The following is a 16,280-nucleotide window of genomic DNA, read 5'->3' on the forward strand; positions in this document are numbered from 1 at the left end:
TGATGAGCAGGAGGCACTGGCAATGGAATGGATGAAAATTGATCAAGTGGCGAAAAGAAGCGGGCTGACGAAACGGACGATTCGTTTCTATGAAGAGATTGGTTTATTATCAGCACCAAAGCGGACAGAGGGCGGTGTCAGACTGTACTCAGAGGACGACATGGAAGAACTAGAGAAAGTGATGCAGGCAAAAGAGGTACTCGGCTTTTCTTTACAAGAGCTTCAATCGTTTATGGAAATAGGAAAACAGCTAGAGCTAAATAAAGAAGGCTATTTGCTGTCGCTTGATCCGAAGGAACGATTAGAGAAGCTGTTAGATATGGATGCGCAGCTGACTGTGCAGCATCAATTGATTACAAAAAAGCTTGAAACGATTCAATCCTTTAAAAAGGATCTTGAAACGATGAAAGATAAAGCGGCTCATGCAATTGAGCAATTACAAAAATAAACACCTCTGTGTGTTTATTTTATTTTGTCAACATTTGAAGGAAAGGTTCTGATGGAATGAAGGAAGAAGAAGTGTTAAAACAGCGTACAAGTCTGCTTAGACAGCCGAAGGCCGTCTGGGCTGTTGCCTTTGCATGTGTGATTTCATTTATGGGGATAGGACTTGTGGACCCGATTTTGCCGGCCATTGCATCACAATTAGATGCATCTCCAAGTCAGGTCTCTCTTTTATTTACGAGCTACTTACTTGTGACCGGCTTTGTGATGTTTTTTACCGGCTTTCTCTCTAGTCGGATTGGTGCGAAATGGACGTTATTAATCGGACTTATTTTTATTATTGTCTTTTCTGCTTTAGGCGGTACCTCTTCAACGATTAACGAATTAATCGGCTTTAGAGGCGGATGGGGCATTGGGAATGCCTTATTCATTTCAACGGCTCTCTCTGTCATTGTTGGCGTGTCTGTTGGAGGAAGTGCGAAGGCCATTATTTTATACGAGGCTGCACTAGGTCTTGGGATTTCGGTTGGACCGCTGCTTGGCGGAGAGCTTGGGACGATCTCTTGGCGCGGACCATTCTTTGGCGTTGCGGTATTAATGCTTGTTGCTCTTTTAGCCATTACGTTTATGCTTCCACCGATGCAAAAACCTCAGAAAAAGGTGAAATTATTCGAGGCTGTCGGGGCGTTAAAATATAAAGGGCTTTTAACGATGGCATCTGCCGCTTTCTTATACAATTTTGGTTTCTTTGTGCTTTTAGCATATTCGCCATTTGTGCTTCATCTGGATGAGCATGGTCTTGGTTATGTCTTTTTTGGATGGGGACTATTTTTAGCTGTGACATCCGTCTTCTCAGCGCCGGTCATTCATCGCAAGCTTGGGACATTGACTTCTCTTGTGGTTCTGTTTGCTTCGTTTGCTGTGATTTTATTCGGTATTGGGATCTGGACTTCACATGTAGTCGTCGTCATCTGCGGAATTGTCATTGCTGGGGGTATTCTTGGCATGATCAATACTGTGCTCACGACCGCTGTGATGGGATCAGCACCGGTTGAGCGTTCCATTGCTTCATCCTCTTACAGTGCTGTACGGTTTATTGGGGGCGCGATTGCTCCTTGGATTGCCGGCGTACTTGCTGAATCTTATACAGCAAGCACCCCTTACTATGTTGGGGCGGCTGTCGTTCTGTTAGGCATGATCATCCTGCTGATTGGTCGTAAGCATCTCATCAATATTCAAGCAGGTCATTAAATAGAAAAAGCCATATATCTGCATCTATGGCTCAGCGTGTAGACAAACCCTCGCATTCTTTGTCAGGACTGCGTTCCGGTGCTCACGAATGTTCAATTCGCTCCACTCCGGTACTCGTCCTTCCTAGACTTCAAAGGTTTTCTATCATGCTGAAAAGAAGACAAAGGGCTAAAATAAAGATCATTTTAGCCCTTTGTCAACAATCTGAAGCCTATAATACTTTGGTCGTCCAAGATTCGCAATTCCAAGTTTCAGTGGCTACATCTTGATAAAATTCAGGTTCGTGAGAGATCAATAAGACGCTCCCTTTGTATTCCTTTAATGCACGTTTTAGTTCTTCTTTTGCATCGACATCCAAGTGATTGGTCGGCTCATCGAGAACAAGTAAGTTGGTTTCTTCGTTGATCAGCTTGCAAAGACGGACTTTTGCTTTTTCTCCTCCGCTTAATACAGACACGCGGCTTTCAATATGCTTTGTCGTTAATCCGCATTTTGCAAGAGCGGCTCTCACTTCATATTGCGTGTAAGAAGGGAAGGTGCCCCATACCTCTTCAATACAGGTGTTGCTGTTTTGCTCTTTTACTTCTTGCTCAAAGTAGCCAATATGAAGGAATTCTCCGCGTTCCACCTCACCCGAAATTGGCGAGATTTCTCCAAGGAGACTTCGCAGCAATGTCGTTTTTCCGATCCCGTTAGCGCCGTATAACGCAATTTTTTGCCCGCGTTCCATTTTCAGATTTAATGGACGAGAGAGCGGTTCATCATAACCAATGACCAAATCTTTTGTTTCAAAAATCAATTTCCCAGAAGTCCGTGCCGTCTTAAAGTGGAATTCAGGCTTTGGCTTTTCTGCTGCGAGTTCAATCATATCCATTTTATCCAGTTTCTTCTGACGGGACATGGCCATATTTCTTGTGCTGACACGTGCTTTGTTTCTTGCAACAAAGTCCTTTAATTCAGCGACTTCCTGCTGCTGCCTTTTATAAGCTGCTTCAAGCTGCTGCTTTTTGACTTCATACACTTGTTTAAATTGATCATAATCACCAACATAGCGCGTGAGCTCTTGATTTTCAACATGATAGATCAAGTTAATGACGCTGTTTAAAAACGGAATATCATGTGAAATGAGGATAAACGCATTTTCATATTCCTGTAAATAGCGCTTCAGCCACTCAATATGCTGCTCATCTAAATAGTTGGTCGGCTCATCGAGAAGGAGAATTTCTGGCTTCTCTAACAGCAATTTCGCAAGCAATACTTTTGTACGCTGCCCGCCGCTCAGCTCCGTCACATCACGGTCTAGCCCGAGATCCGTTAACCCAAGACCTCTGGCTATTTCTTCAACCTTGGAATCAATGATATAGAAATCATTGTTTGTGAGCGCATCTTGAATAACGCCCACTTCCTCTAACAGCTTTTCCAGCTCATCAGGATCGGCTTCACCCATTTTGCCGTAAATGTCATTCATCGCTGCTTCCATGGAAAATAAATAGTGGAATGCATCCTGAAGGACTTCGCGGATCGTTCTGCCCTTTTCTAGCACAGTGTGCTGATCAAGGTAGCCAACACGGACATTTTTTGCCCATTCGACTTTTCCTGCATCTGGCTCCAGCTTGCCAGTAATAATATTCATAAACGTTGACTTTCCTTCACCGTTGGCGCCAATTAAGCCGACATGCTCGCCTTTTAATAAACGGAAGGAGACTTCGTGAAAAATGGCTCTGTCGCCAAAGCCATGGCTTAAATCTTTAACAGATAATATCATTTTTTACACCTCAAATAGATTCAAAACGGCTAGTGCCTCTCATGATTATATCGAACTGTCCGGCTCGATAAAAGCATCAAAAGAAAAATTGCGTTTCAAAGCTGATTTTGAGATACTAAAGGATAGATTGAATGAGGATAAAGGAGATCGACATGATAGAAAATTGGGCATTTTTGAAAGAAGCAAAGCCATTTATACAAGAGAACTTCCAAGCGGCTGGCTTTGAAAAACCAACAGCTATACAAGAAAAAACAGCAGAATGGATTACGGAGAAGCGTGATGTGATTGCAGAATCGCCTACGGGAACGGGGAAGACACTGGCGTATGTGTTGCCGCTTTTAAATAAAATCGATGTGAATATCAAGCACCCGCAAGTCTTAATCTTGGCACCTTCAAGAGAGCTTGTGATGCAAATTTTTGATGTCGTGCAAGAGTTCAAACAAGGATCAGACATCAAAGCGATCTCCTTGATTGGTGGAGCGAACATTAAAAAGCAGCAGGAAAAACTAAAGAAACACCCGAACATCGTTGTCGCAACACCTGGCCGTGTACAAGAATTAATCAAAATCAAGAAACTGAAAATGCACGAAGTCAAAACGATCGTGCTAGATGAAGCAGATCAGCTTCTTGTGCCAGAGCATATGAAAACGATCCAAGCGATTATTAAATCCACATTAAAAGAAAGACAAATTCTTTGTTTTTCTGCAACCCTGAAAGACGAAACGGTTCAACTGATTAAAGAAATGACAACTGAACCAGAAGTATTGAAAATTGCCAGAAGCGAGGAAGAAGCGCAGAAAGTAGGACACTATTATCTGTTATGTGACCAGCGTGACAAAGTGAAACTACTGCAAAAGCTATCACGGCTTGAGGACATGCAGGCGCTCGTTTTTGTGCGTGATATTACGAATTTAAGCATTTATGCAGAGAAATTAGCATATCACCATGTCGACCTCGGTGTCCTTCATAGTGAAGCGAAAAAAGCAGAGCGTGCTATCATCTTAAAGGAATTTGAACAGCGTGAATTCCCGCTTCTTCTTGCAACGGATATCGCAGCAAGAGGCATCGATATTGACGATCTGCCGTATGTGATCCATGCCGACCTGCCAAACGAAGAAGGCTATATCCACCGTTCAGGCAGAACCGGTCGCGCAGGAAAAGAAGGGGCTGTCATCAGTCTTGTCACACCTCAAGAGCAATCAATGCTGAAAAAAATGGCGAAAAAGCTGAATCTTTCGCTTCAGGAAATTGTTTATAAGCAAGGCCAGCTGCATCTTGCGCCAAAGCAAGCATAGAAAAAGGACCCTTCCACATGGAGGGTCCTTTCTTTTTATGAAATTTTGACAAGCTGTTTTCCGACATTTTCCCCTTTGAATAGTCCGAGGAATGCATCAGGAATGTTGTCAAAGCCTTCAATGATTGTTTCTTTGTAAGTCAGTTTGTCTTCTTTTACCCATTGTGCGAGATCTCTTGCTGCTTCTTCAAAACGATCTGAATAGTTGGCAACAATGAAGCCTTGCATCAATGCGCTTGTTTTAATGAGTTTTGTTTGCACACGCGGTCCGATGTCCTCGCTTGCGCTAATATTATAAGACGAAATCGCGCCGCACACTGGAATACGTGCGAAGCGGTTCAAATGATTCATCACAGCATCAGATATTTCGCCGCCTACATTGTCAAAATACACATCGACGCCGTTAGGGCATGCCTTTGCAATAGCATCATCTAAGTCATTTGTTGTTTTATAATTAATCGTTTCATCAAAACCCAGTTCTTTTAAATAAGCCAGCTTATCATCAGATCCCGCAATCCCAACGACGTGAGCGCCTTTGATCTTAGCAATTTGCCCAACAACGGAACCAACAGCACCTGCGGCCCCAGAAATGACAACGGTCTCGCCTTCTTTTGGCTGACCAATCGCAAGAAGACCGAAATAAGCGGTTTGTCCTGGCATGCCTAAAATGCCTAAATAATAGGACAATGGCGCAATGGATGGATCAATTTTAGTCAGAGATTCAGCTTTGGCTGTAGAATATTCTTGCCAGCCAAGGAATCCAAGAACAAAATCACCTTTTTCAAATTGAGACGATTTAGACTCGACAACTTCTCCGACAACACCGCCCTGAATCACTTCATTTAGCTTGAATGGAGGTGTATAGGATTTTGTATCCTGCATTCGTCCTCTCATATAAGGATCTACAGAAACATATTTCGTTTGAATCAAGACTTCACCATCTTGCGGCACAGGTATATCGACTGTTTCAAAATGAAAAACATCTTTTGTAGGTAATCCTTGTGGACGTTTGGCTAATTGAATTTGCTTTTGTTGACTCATGTCAAATCCTCCCTTTCACTTGCAACCTAGATTTACATTAACATGATGCTTCTTTTCATTCAAAACATACGGTCTATTTCAAGCACATACAAAAAAGCAGCCGCCATCTCAGAGATGAGGACTACTTTTTTGGAAGTCAACAGAGAGGAGCGGTGGCAGACAGCCAAACAGCTGATACACGTCCGCATCACGTTCTTTTAATAAATATTCGTTCGCATTTTGCATGGAGGCTTTCATCATATCGCGCGTCACAAAAGGAAAAAGGATATTCAAGTATGAGGACAACAGGTCTTGTGGATCTTGTTCAATTGACTCGATATCTCCAATGTTAATAATGATGGAAAAGAGATAATCAATGGAGATGCGAAAGTGCTGTTCAGCAAACAATGTAAGCGGCTTTGCTTTTGCTTCTTCAGGATTCCACTTTTGAAAAAGCTGTTTCACCAAATCACTGACAACCCAAGCATTAAACTGCTGCTCCGCTGAAAAGTAATACATCAGCTCTACCTCATTTCTAGCCTCCAGTACAAGAATTGTACACCAAAATAGCAGGGATGAACATAATATTTCTGAAAATTTAGTCATTTTTACAGGGTTTTTGTCAAAAATAAGTCAATAGGCATGGCTAGTACACAATGTAAAATGGATGTGCTCAAGGAAGGTTTAATGATAAAAGTGACGGGTAAAAGATTCGTAAGACGCTAAAGGAGGAATATAAAATGAAACCTGTTGTAAGAGAGTATTCAAATGATGAAACACTTCAAAGAGATGTAGAGCAATTAAAATCACTCGGTGTTGCAAGAGAGGACATTTATGTTCTGTCCCATGACGATGATCGTACAGAGCGTATTGCTGGAAACGCAGATGCCAATACGATAGGTCCAAGAGAAGTTGGACTGAAACATGCTGTTGGGAACATCTTTAGTAAAAAGGGCGATGAGCTCCGAAATAAAATCCATGAAATTGGTTTCTCTAAAGAAGAAGCTGAAACATTTGAAGAACATTTAGACGAAGGGAAAGTCCTTCTCTTTGTGACAGACCATGAAAAAGTGAAAACTTGGGCATAATCGCCAACTGAAAAAAGTCTCTTACTTTCGTAAGGGGCTTTTTTTCATGCCTTCATCTCTGAAGGAGAGGATGCATCTTTTTTACTATATTAAGAAAAAACAGCAGATTGGAATAAACAGTAAATCATCTAATTGAAAATGCAGATATACCAAAGAAAATGATAGGAAATGAGAAAGGAATAGTCAAAATATCACAAAAATCTATTCGGGAAATAATTATTGTATCTTTCAATTTTGTTTCAAAATGTAATGGGAATCTTGTGTAATTTAGTAGATAAATTTCTTAGTTCTATTGGTTTATGTTGTGTTTTTATGTAGAAATAAGTGTTTTGAGGTCAAAAAACCACGAAAAATACCTGTATTTTCAATTAGAAAATTCATTTTAATGTTTAGGAAATAATTTGTTGACAAAATAATCTAAAAACAATATATTTGGCTTATTCCAGTTGTTATGGAAGTAGTTGTTAAATTTCTGATGGGTTTATTCTAGGCACACTCTAGTGATAGGTGGTGGCATAAAACCAAGGTAAAAGCACTCGGGAAATTTCTACTAAAACACAAGAAAATGGTTTTTTACATGAAGAAGAAATGATAGTCGATTTAAACAGTAGATGATCTTTCTAATATGATCACTTTGCAAGAGATAATTAAAAGACGTCGTATTCCTGCACAATAGAGAAAGCGTTTTCAAGAAAGGCAGTGAGTTGATCGAACGGTGAAGGAGGTGAACTCATATGAAAAAAAGAGAGAACAAGCTGAGGCGCTGCAGCTGTCAAATGGCTGCATATGAGGATGCATGCTGAAAAAGAAGAGTGAACATGTGGGATGCTTCTCTCCTTTTTCAGAAAATAGATTTCCTAAAAAATCCATCTTTCATTTTAACATAAGGTGTTTGGCTTGAAAATGACCTTTGCCCGGAAAGTCGATTTTAAATAGAAGGAGGTCCTGTGATGAAAAAGGCTTTATACCATGAAGACAGTGGGTTGTATCTAGAAAAAATGCGAATGGCATTTCAAGAACATTATGAGAAAAGAACAGATATGTGGTCTACTGATCCATCTTTAACAGATGCAGCCGTGGTGTCACTAAAGGCATGGCGTTCAAGGGAAAAGAATGCACTTGCTTCTGTGCTGGATATCGGGTGCGGGAACGGCCGGGCACTTGAACATTTAAGCGGGCTTTCCGCATATGTCGGCATCGACCTGTATGAGCATGAGGAGTGGGTAGGATTACAGAAAAGAGAAACGGTTCCTGTCCATTTTGTTCATCAAGATTTTATGTCCTGGTCGATGGGCCAGGGTCGAGGGATGCAGTTTGATTTAATTTTAGATCATGGCTGCTTTCATCACCAGCACCCTGATGATCATGAGCGTTATTTAAAACAGGTTTCCTCTTTGCTTCATGAAGGCGGCGTCTTCTCACTTGTTGTATGGGGAGAAGAGTGGAGAACAGGATTAATCGGAGAGGATGGCCGTTTCCACTTTTCGTTTTCAGACTCTCAGCTTGGAGAAAGAATTTGTTCATCAGGTCTGGAGCTTGTATCGATTACACCATTAAAAGCAAAAGCCGGCATTAGCCAGCATCATGTCATTGCCGTCAAAATCTAGTACAAAGGTGAACACTCAAACGTAGCAGAGGTGTTCATTCTAAGAAACAGCCTGTGCGCAACATGTAAGGGAAAGGCGTTATGAACCAAGAATTCTGCTCCTTTGTACTGGAAAAGACCTAGATTGACATATCGCTAGAATAGGTGGAATCAAGGTTTGAACGATGAGAGGAAACGCACATCCATGTTCTTTTAAGCTATTAGTGCAGGCACATATTCATCACCATCACTGCGCTACCGGAGTCGATTTGGGTGCAGCGATGAATAGGGGGGAGACAAATGAACAAGTTTGTAGATGAATTGCAATCAATGATTCATCATTTTACCTTTCAAGAAAAAAACTATTTGCTCGTGGGGCCAGTGAACCTGCCAATCTCCATTCAACATGAAGAAGTGCCATTTAAATGGTATGCCTTCGCACCTGTTGAAGGGGAGACAAAACCAACGATCGAATCTATTGTCCAAATGAGTACCGCGCAGCAAACCTTTTCCTCTTGTCTCTTATTTGGCGACTTTGAAAATGAAATGCCGCCGCTTGTGCGAATTCATAGTGTCTGCCAAACAGGGGATGTGTTTGGGTCACTGAAATGTGACTGCGGTCCACAGCTTGCGTTATCGCTGAAGAAAATCACCGATTACGGAAAAGGCATGCTCGTCTATATGGCCAATCAAGAAGGGCGGTCAATTGGGCTAATGGCGAAAGCATTGACGTATAAATTACAGGAAATGCAGCTGGATACTTTTGAAGCCAACCGCCTGATTGGCTGCGGCGATGATGATCGGCATTACGAGGAGGCAGCGGCTGTTCTGCACTATTTAAACAAAGGGAAACCAATGCATCTCCTAACGAACAATCCAGATAAAGTCGATTCCATTGCTGCTTACGGTCTTCCTGTTTTACGGTTTGATCATACGGTCGAAGCCTCTCTCTATAATGAAGCCTATTTAAAAGCAAAAGCAGCCTCAGGGCATATGGTCGATGAGAAAAAATTAATTAATCAGTAGATGAGTTTACTTTAAAGAAGGCGGGAGAAAAGCGTGAAACCTGAAATCAATTGGATTCAAATCCCAAGCGGCTATGCAACAATCGGAAGTAATGAAGAAGATATGAAAAAGGCATCAGAATTCTGGAAGGACAAGCTTCTCAATCCAACTTACGGCCGTGAGAAAAAATTTCAAAAATGGCTGTATAAAGAATTTCCATCCTATCAGTCGTATATCAATGAATTTTTCATTTCAGATACGGTCGTCACCAATGAATGGTATCAAAGCTATTGTGATGAAACAGGCCAGTCGTACCCGGAGAGCTTAACGAATCAAGAGCTTGGCGGCGGGAAAGATCATCCGGCGTGGGGAATGGAGATTGAGGAAGCCTTCTCATTCTGTCAGTGGCTGAGCGGGAAACTTGGGATAGACGTGTCGATTCCTACTGAAGAAGAATGGGAATATGCTGCCCGGGGTAACACGAGAAATCAATACCCATGGGGAGATGAGTTTGACCCTTCTTCCTGTAATACGTACGAATCAAATATCGAAAAAACGACGCCTGTCCGCCATTACGAAAAGGGCAGATCCTTATTCGGTCTTTATGATATGGGGGGCAACGTCGAGGAATGGGTCAACACCAAATATCATGTGTACGAAGGCGGCATTGAGGTCGTAGATGATTTAACGGAAACGCTTGGCAGTGATTACTACATTTTAAAAGGCGGCTCCTTTGCAAGAGGCGGAGATTTATGCAGAGTCGCCAGAAGACACGGAAAGCACCCAGACCCTGTTTTTCGATTTACTGGCTTTCGTGTAATGACTCGTCAAAAACAACATATAAAGGTGGGAGTGTAAAACTATGCATAGAGGACCAATTACATCTGTTTTATCAACTCAGCAGGACCAAATTGTTTACACTGGCGGCTATGACCGCTGTATTTATCAGTGGAACCGGGCGACAGGAGAAGGAACGTTTATTGGAAGTCACGAGCATATCATTAACTCTTTATCTCTTTCTGAAAACGGAAAGTATTTAGCGAGTGCATCGTCAGACTATACCATTCAATTGTTTGATACAAGTACTCATACTCAAATTCGCACCCTGTTTGGTCATGCGGATGATGTAGAAGCCGTTGCTTTTGCGAAGCAGGATACGTTGCTTGTATCGGTATCTAGAGATAGACGATGCTTAGTCTGGGATATCGAAACAGGAGCCATCCTAAGAGAATTTCATGGACATAGCAAGGATGTATTAGCTGTATGGATACATGGCGATAAAGCTTATACAACAGGTGATGATGGCTATGTTCTTGTGTGGCTGTATGATACAGGAGAAATTGTAGGGGAGATCGGTCCGTTTGATTATGAGCTGGACACAATCAGCGGCAGCAATCAAAAAGAAGTGTTCGCACTTGGCAGAGACGATGGCACCGTTATTATTTATGATGCGGTGACTTTACAGGAGAAAAAAATCATCAAAGCTCATTTACAGGGCGTCAAGCGTGTGAACTTTTCTCCAAGCGGCAATTACTTGCTGACAGCAGGCTATGACCATTTAATTAAGCTGTGGAATTACGAAACAGGGGATTTGGTTGATACTCTTCTCCCTCATAAATATCAGTGGGAGCGCTCGCTTGTCTGGACGGAGGATGAGAAATCCATCCTAGGAGCCAGCTTTGGAAAAACGTATTGTGAATGGTCTATTGAAAAGGGGAAAGTGGTATCAGATGAGATCGAAATGGCGACACCATCTATTAATGATATTGCACTGACTGATGCGGGAGATATCATCACAGCATCAGATGACGGAAAATTCAGAAAGAATGGGATTGAAATCGCTAAATCGACAGGCGTTTTAACAAATGGAGTGGCTGTCGCACGAGATGGAAGCTATTATGCTTGGGGAGATCATGCAAGTCAGGTGCATATTGTTCATGAATCATTACAGCAAATGGTTTCGTTTGATCTCAATACAGGGCCGGTCAACAGTGTGTATTTCCACGAGGAGGATCGGCAATTCTATATTGGAACTTACGGCGGCTATGTACATGTCATTTCGACGGAGCATTTAAAGGAAGTTGGCCGTTCCAAAGCACACGATTGTGCTGTGAAAGCACTAAAAGTAGAAGGAGATCATATCATCACAGCTGCGGTAGAAGGAACCATCTGTCTTTTAGATAAGAAGAGCTTGTCTTTAAAAGCGAAATATATCGGGGCGACTGAGCTATTAAATGACGTATTCATTGATAGCAAAAGAGATCGTATTGCCATTGTCAGCCGTGACAAGAATGTGAGATTGTTTGATTTGCATACAGGAAGAATTTTAGACCAGCATAATGAACACCAGTATTCGATTAAATCGGTCTCTGTCACAGACTCTGGCTATATTGTGAGCGGAGATTATTGGGGCTATATCGTTGTGTGGAATCCAGAGCTCGGGGTCAATACCGGCCCAATTAGAATTGCCAAGAATGGAATTAGTGCCATCAGACAATTAGGCAATGATGTATACGCAAGCTCGTATGATGGTGGGATTTATCATATTCGAGAAGATGGCACGTATACCGAAGTACTGCGCTTATTTGAACAATTTCCAAAAGAAGTAATCTCTCATTAAGAAAAAGAATGTAAGCGGGGGATTCTCATGATAAGTGTTTGCAAGGAACATATGAAAAAAGGTCTGACTGTACTCAATTGTCCGCATGTGCTCCTCATTAATAAATATGAATGTCGCAAATGCTGTTTTTGTAAACAACGAGCATCATATAAACTTTTTTATTCCTTGCCTTACTATGATCGTTCTGAAAAGAAACGGATGGAAAAAATATGAGAATAGAACTCCTTCATTTCCTGAAGGAGTTCTTTCCCTTGAAAGAGAAGAAAGGAGACTCACATGAAAGACGATGTGTTTTATATGAAACTGGCGATTGCCAACGCAAAGGCAATGAAAGGGCAAACCTCCCCAAACCCGCTTGTCGGTGCAGTCATTGTGCAGCAAGGTGAAATTGTTGGAATGGGTGCTCATATGAAGGCGGGCGAACCTCATGCTGAAATTCATGCACTGCACATGGCAGGAGAAAAGGCAGAAGGAGCTCATCTGTATGTAACGCTCGAACCTTGTTCGCATCATGGGAAAACGGGTCCTTGCACCGAAGCGATTATCAAAAGTGGTGTGAAACGGGTAGTCATTGCGACGCAAGATCCGAATCCGCTTGTAGCAGGGAAAGGGATTACCGTGTTGAAACAAGCAGGGATCGAAGTAGATGAAGGAATATGTAAACAGGAGGCGGATCGCTTAAATGTGCCTTTTTTTCATTTCATTCAATCAAACCTTCCCTACGTCATCTTAAAATCAGCCATTTCATTAGATGGGAAAATTGCTACAGCTCAACTTGAAAGCAAATGGATCACAGGAACCGAAGCGAGGCAAGAAGTGCAGCAATTGCGCCAAGAAGCAGATGCTGTGATAACAGGTGTCGAAACGATTATTCAAGATGATGCAGGTCTTATTGTGAAAGATTCAATCATGACCCAGCCCATTCGTGTCATTTTAGATTCCACATTAAGAATTCCGCTTCATGCCAAATGCTTAACAGATCACATGGCGAAAACCATTATTTGTACATCACAAAACTACGATCAAAAAAAGTATCATCAGCTGATACAAAAAGGACATCAAGTATTTGTCACAAGCGGAGAACATCGGACAGATCTTCAGGATGTGTTACACATGTTGAAGAAGCGCTCTGTGATGTCAGTGCTTGTTGAGGCAGGAGGCAGTGTGAGTGCGTCATTTTTAGAAGCATCATTTGTGAACGAAGCCGTTATCTATATGGCGCCTTTATTGATCGGAGGGAAAGACGCACCTACTTTCTTTGAAGGAGAGGGTGTGAAAAAACTAAAAGAGGCGATCCGTCCAGCGGATATTGAATATAGTATGGTAGGAAAAGATTTAAAAATGACGATGAGATTTCAATGAAACAAAGACCTTGTGTATGGAGCGCAAGGTCTTCTCAACTTTTCCAAATAAAAATAAAAATGTACATACACCTTTCACTATGAGGTTGAATACGATGGATGGGGGTGATTCTATGAAAAGATGTAGACAATGCGGAAAAACCTATCCCTCTCATTCTAAAGGCCATTACCAAAAAGGAAGCTGGTATGATGCGTATAAGGATGATGGATGGGAATGTGATAGCTGTAAGAAAGGAAAGTCAGGAAAACCAGTGAAAAATCCTTGCTGCGGAAAAGATCCTTGTGTTTGTGTCATTCAAGGTCGGCCAGGCAGAAGAGGTCCAGCAGGTCCAGCAGGTCCAGTAGGCCCAGCAGGCCCGATAGGTCCAACGGGAGTAGGCTTAACTGGCATCGTGGCATTTGATCCAGCGGTAGCCCCAACTTATCCAGTAGGTCAAGTCGTGACATTCGATGGAAGTACGTATGTGGTGAATTCAGCGCCGCCAACAGGTACGCCAGGTACGTCACCAGATTATACATTGTTAGCAGCTGCTGGTGAAACGGGTGCAACCGGAGCAACAGGTACAGGAGCGACCGGTGCGACAGGAGATACAGGTGCGACTGGAGTTACCGGAACAACCGGGATCACAGGAGCCACAGGAGCAACAGGTACAGGAGCGACCGGTGCGACAGGAGATACAGGTGCGACTGGAGTTACCGGAGCAACCGGGATCACAGGAGCCACAGGAGCAACAGGTACAGGAGCGACCGGTGCGACAGGAGATACAGGAGCGACTGGAGTTACCGGAGCAACCGGGATCACAGGAGCCACAGGAGCAACAGGTACAGGAGCGACCGGTGCGACAGGAGATACAGGTGCGACTGGAGTTACCGGAGCAACCGGGATCACAGGAGCCACAGGAGCAACAGGTACAGGAGCGACCGGTGCGACAGGAGATACAGGTGCGACTGGAGTTACCGGAGCAACTGGGATCACAGGAGCCACAGGAGCAACAGGTACAGGAGCGACCGGTGCGACAGGAGATACAGGTGCGACTGGAGTTACCGGAGCAACCGGGATCACAGGAGCCACAGGAGCAACAGGTACAGGAGCGACCGGTGCGACAGGAGATACAGGTGCGACTGGAGTTACCGGAGCAACCGGGATCACAGGAGCCACAGGAGCAACAGGAGATACCGGCGCCACCGGAGCAACGGGAGCAACAGGAGATATCGGGGCCACCGGAGTCACAGGAGATACTGGCGCCACCGGAGTAACGGGAGCAACAGGAGATACCGGAGCCACCGGAGCAACGGGAGCAACAGGAGATATCGGGGCCACCGGAGTCACAGGAGATACTGGCGCCACCGGAGCGACCGGAGCAACGGGGGCAACAGGAGATATCGGAGCGACCGGCGCCACCGGAGTAACGGGAGCAACAGGAGATACCGGCGCCACCGGAGTAACGGGAGCAACAGGAGATACCGGCGCCACTGGAGTCACAGGAGCAACAGGAGATACCGGCGCCACCGGAGCGACGGGAGCAACAGGAGATACCGGCGCCACCGGAGTAACGGGAGCAACAGGAGATACCGGCGCCACCGGAGCGACTGGAGTAACGGGAGCAACAGGAGATACCGGCGCCACCGGAGTAACGGGAGCAACAGGAGACACCGGCGCCACTGGAGTCACCGGAGCGACCGGAGTAACGGGAGCAACAGGAGATACCGGCGCCACCGGAGCGACTGGAGTAACGGGAGCAACAGGAGATACCGGCGCCACCGGAGTAACGGGAGCAACAGGAGACACCGGCGCCACTGGAGTCACCGGAGCGACCGGAGTAACGGGAGCAACAGGAGATACCGGCGCCACCGGAGCGACTGGAGTAACGGGAGCAACAGGAGATACCGGCGCCACCGGAGTAACGGGAGCAACAGGAGACACCGGCGCCACTGGAGTCACCGGAGCGACCGGAGTAACGGGAGCAACAGGAGATACCGGCGCCACCGGAGCGACTGGAGTAACGGGAGCAACAGGAGATACCGGCGCCACCGGAGTAACGGGAGCAACAGGAGACACCGGCGCCACTGGAGTCACCGGAGCGACCGGAGTAACGGGAGCAACAGGAGATACCGGCGCCACTGGAGTCACTGGAGCCACCGGAGCCACCGGAGCCACCGGAGCGACTGGAGTAACGGGAGCAACAGGAGATACCGGAGCCACTGGAGTCACCGGAGCAACTGGATCGAGTGCGATTATTCCATTTGCATCAGGTACCCCTGCTGTCTTGACTACAATTGCAGGCGGTCTTGTTGGAACATCTAGTTTGGTCGGCTTTGGTAGCTCTGCAACAGGCGTTAGCATACTTGGTGGTATCATCGACTTAACAGGTGCAGCAGGTACGCTTTTAAATATGGCATTCTCTGTACCAAGAGATGGTACTATTACTTCATTTGCCGGATACTTTAGTACCACGGCAGCATTAGCTTTAGTCGGCACGAATATTACAGTAACAGCTAGCTTATTTGCTTCACCGACACCAGATAACAGCTTCACTCAAGTAGCGAGCGTCACATTGGCTCCAGACTTAACAGGTATTTTATCGATAGGTGCTATTTCAAACGGCATCGCTACTGGTCTGAATGTGCCAGTTACAGCAGAAACAAGATTACTGGTTGTTTTCTCTGCGACTGCAACAGGCTTATCTTTAATTAACACCGTAGCAGGCTATGCGAGTGCAGGCTTATCCATCACGTAATTGAAACAGGGATGACTCAATTTGAGTCGTCCTTTTTTGTTTGAATGAATTTTCTCTTAACTTCGCAAGAAAAAATGATATGATTTTCTTAGAGCTTATTCGATGAATT

At 44.3% G+C, this 16,280-nt stretch carries 13 protein-coding genes; 10 read left to right on the top strand and 3 right to left on the bottom strand.

The annotated features are described in order from the left end of the window. The first annotated feature begins 22 nt into the window (after window positions 1-22). A complete protein-coding gene (locus NSQ36_RS03750) occupies window positions 23-448 on the top strand; it encodes a MerR family transcriptional regulator (protein WP_003213966.1) in 426 nt (141 codons plus the stop codon). A 56-nt stretch (window positions 449-504) separates the two neighbouring features. Further along, window positions 505-1,695 carry an MFS transporter gene (locus NSQ36_RS03755; RefSeq protein ID WP_003214465.1) on the top strand — a complete coding sequence of 397 codons (1,191 nt, stop codon included), beginning with the start codon at window positions 505-507 and terminating at the stop codon, window positions 1,693-1,695. A 211-nt stretch (window positions 1,696-1,906) separates the two neighbouring features. On the opposite strand, the gene NSQ36_RS03760 is transcribed toward NSQ36_RS03755, so the two are convergent. After that, a complete protein-coding gene (locus NSQ36_RS03760) occupies window positions 1,907-3,460 on the bottom strand; it encodes an ABC-F family ATP-binding cassette domain-containing protein (RefSeq protein ID WP_044141251.1) in 1,554 nt (517 codons plus the stop codon). Between the two features lie 152 nt (window positions 3,461-3,612). On the opposite strand from NSQ36_RS03760, the gene NSQ36_RS03765 reads away from it, so the two are divergent. After that, window positions 3,613-4,755, top strand: coding sequence for a DEAD/DEAH box helicase (locus NSQ36_RS03765; RefSeq protein ID WP_003214170.1), 1,143 nt, complete (start codon window positions 3,613-3,615; stop codon window positions 4,753-4,755). A gap of 35 nt (window positions 4,756-4,790) precedes the next feature. Here NSQ36_RS03765 and NSQ36_RS03770 read toward each other — a convergent pair whose 3' ends face one another. Continuing rightward, window positions 4,791-5,795, bottom strand: coding sequence for an NADP-dependent oxidoreductase (locus NSQ36_RS03770; RefSeq protein ID WP_003214060.1), 1,005 nt, complete (start codon window positions 5,793-5,795; stop codon window positions 4,791-4,793). Window positions 5,796-5,903: 108 nt separating this feature from the next. Further along, window positions 5,904-6,293 carry a YfmB family protein gene (locus tag NSQ36_RS03775; RefSeq protein WP_003214189.1) on the bottom strand — a complete coding sequence of 130 codons (390 nt, stop codon included), beginning with the start codon at window positions 6,291-6,293 and terminating at the stop codon, window positions 5,904-5,906. A 221-nt stretch (window positions 6,294-6,514) separates the two neighbouring features. Here NSQ36_RS03775 and NSQ36_RS03780 point away from each other — a divergent pair, with 221 nt between their 5' ends. From NSQ36_RS03780 to NSQ36_RS03810, 7 genes are all read left to right on the top strand, one after another. Further along, window positions 6,515-6,862, top strand: coding sequence for a general stress protein (locus tag NSQ36_RS03780; RefSeq protein WP_003214326.1), 348 nt, complete (start codon window positions 6,515-6,517; stop codon window positions 6,860-6,862). A gap of 950 nt (window positions 6,863-7,812) precedes the next feature. After that, complete coding sequence (locus tag NSQ36_RS03785; RefSeq protein WP_003214095.1) at window positions 7,813-8,469, top strand: methyltransferase domain-containing protein; 657 nt, start codon at window positions 7,813-7,815, stop codon at window positions 8,467-8,469. Window positions 8,470-8,747: 278 nt separating this feature from the next. Beyond that, window positions 8,748-9,473, top strand: coding sequence for a GTP cyclohydrolase II (locus NSQ36_RS03790; protein ID WP_052465529.1), 726 nt, complete (start codon window positions 8,748-8,750; stop codon window positions 9,471-9,473). Window positions 9,474-9,506: 33 nt separating this feature from the next. Next, window positions 9,507-10,310, top strand: a complete 804-nt coding sequence (locus tag NSQ36_RS03795) for an SUMF1/EgtB/PvdO family nonheme iron enzyme (RefSeq protein ID WP_050945774.1) — start codon at window positions 9,507-9,509, stop codon at window positions 10,308-10,310. Window positions 10,311-10,314: 4 nt separating this feature from the next. Beyond that, complete coding sequence (locus NSQ36_RS03800; RefSeq protein WP_050945775.1) at window positions 10,315-12,072, top strand: WD40 repeat domain-containing protein; 1,758 nt, start codon at window positions 10,315-10,317, stop codon at window positions 12,070-12,072. Window positions 12,073-12,348: 276 nt separating this feature from the next. Beyond that, on the top strand, window positions 12,349-13,434 hold the full coding sequence (gene ribD, locus NSQ36_RS03805) for a bifunctional diaminohydroxyphosphoribosylaminopyrimidine deaminase/5-amino-6-(5-phosphoribosylamino)uracil reductase RibD (protein ID WP_339206818.1): 1,086 nt from the start codon (window positions 12,349-12,351) through the stop codon (window positions 13,432-13,434). 112 nt (window positions 13,435-13,546) lie between these two features. Next, a complete protein-coding gene (locus NSQ36_RS03810; RefSeq protein WP_339206820.1) occupies window positions 13,547-16,171 on the top strand; it encodes an exosporium glycoprotein BclB-related protein in 2,625 nt (874 codons plus the stop codon). The last annotated feature ends 109 nt before the right edge of the window (window positions 16,172-16,280 follow it).

Source organism: Bacillus sp. FSL W8-1143, from assembly GCF_037965155.1.
In the GTDB taxonomy this organism is placed as follows: domain Bacteria; phylum Bacillota; class Bacilli; order Bacillales; family Bacillaceae; genus Bacillus; species Bacillus pumilus.

Bases quoted from the DNA above. Each gene is read 5' to 3' on its own strand.
- NSQ36_RS03750 (WP_003213966.1), top strand. From the start codon at position 23: ATGGAATGGATGAAAATTGATCAAGTGGCGAAAAGAAGCGGGCTGACG.
- NSQ36_RS03755 (WP_003214465.1), top strand. From the start codon at position 505: ATGAAGGAAGAAGAAGTGTTAAAACAGCGTACAAGTCTGCTTAGACAG.
- NSQ36_RS03760 (WP_044141251.1), bottom strand. From the start codon at position 3,460: ATGATATTATCTGTTAAAGATTTAAGCCATGGCTTTGGCGACAGAGCC.
- NSQ36_RS03765 (WP_003214170.1), top strand. From the start codon at position 3,613: ATGATAGAAAATTGGGCATTTTTGAAAGAAGCAAAGCCATTTATACAA.
- NSQ36_RS03770 (WP_003214060.1), bottom strand. From the start codon at position 5,795: ATGAGTCAACAAAAGCAAATTCAATTAGCCAAACGTCCACAAGGATTA.
- NSQ36_RS03775 (WP_003214189.1), bottom strand. From the start codon at position 6,293: ATGTATTACTTTTCAGCGGAGCAGCAGTTTAATGCTTGGGTTGTCAGT.
- NSQ36_RS03780 (WP_003214326.1), top strand. From the start codon at position 6,515: ATGAAACCTGTTGTAAGAGAGTATTCAAATGATGAAACACTTCAAAGA.
- NSQ36_RS03785 (WP_003214095.1), top strand. From the start codon at position 7,813: ATGAAAAAGGCTTTATACCATGAAGACAGTGGGTTGTATCTAGAAAAA.
- NSQ36_RS03790 (WP_052465529.1), top strand. From the start codon at position 8,748: ATGAACAAGTTTGTAGATGAATTGCAATCAATGATTCATCATTTTACC.
- NSQ36_RS03800 (WP_050945775.1), top strand. From the start codon at position 10,315: ATGCATAGAGGACCAATTACATCTGTTTTATCAACTCAGCAGGACCAA.
- ribD (WP_339206818.1), top strand. From the start codon at position 12,349: ATGAAAGACGATGTGTTTTATATGAAACTGGCGATTGCCAACGCAAAG.
- NSQ36_RS03810 (WP_339206820.1), top strand. From the start codon at position 13,547: ATGAAAAGATGTAGACAATGCGGAAAAACCTATCCCTCTCATTCTAAA.